Source organism: Mycolicibacterium arseniciresistens (assembly GCF_030519285.1).
Taxonomy (GTDB): Bacteria; Actinomycetota; Actinomycetes; order Mycobacteriales; family Mycobacteriaceae; genus Mycobacterium; species Mycobacterium arseniciresistens.
In genome coordinates, this window is sequence record NZ_JAUMSQ010000580.1 from 1 (window position 1) to 528 (window position 528).

At 73.5% G+C, this 528-nt stretch carries 2 pseudogenes; both read left to right on the top strand.

Features of this window, described 5'->3' with window-relative positions:
• Nucleotides 1-366: pseudogene (locus Q2100_RS31610) on the top strand (tRNA (adenosine(37)-N6)-dimethylallyltransferase MiaA); the annotation flags it as partial.
• A gap of 46 nt (nucleotides 367-412) precedes the next feature.
• Nucleotides 413-528, top strand: a pseudogene (locus tag Q2100_RS31615) (diaminopimelate epimerase); the annotation flags it as partial.

Consider the following 528-nt stretch of genomic DNA (forward strand, 5'->3'; position numbering starts at 1 on the left):
CCGCGCTGGGACACCGCGATCATCGGGTTGGATTGGCCGACACCGGTTCTCGATGAGCGGCTGGCGCAGCGCACCGACACCATGTTCGCCGACGGCCTGGTCGGGGAGGTCACCGCGCTGCTGGATCGCGGACTGCGCGACGGCGTCACCGCGGCCCGCGCGCTGGGCTACGCACAGGTGATCGCCGACCTGGACGGCGGCGGCGACGGCGAGGCGGCCCGCGAACCGACCTTCGTCGGCACCCGGCGCTACGTCCGCAGGCAGCGCTCCTGGTTCCGCCGCGATCACCGCATCACGTGGCTGGACGGCGCGGCGACTGACAACGTGGAGCGGGCGCTGGCCGTCCGGCGGGCAGGAACGAAGTGACCCGGGGGATCAGGCCGGCGGGCAGGAACGCACGTATCCTGACCAGGTGAAGTTCGCCAAGGGGCACGGCACGCAGAACGACTTCGTCGTGCTGCCCGACCTCGACGCGCAGGTCGACCTGGCGCCCGCCGCGGTGGCCGCGCTCTGCGACCGCCGCCGCGG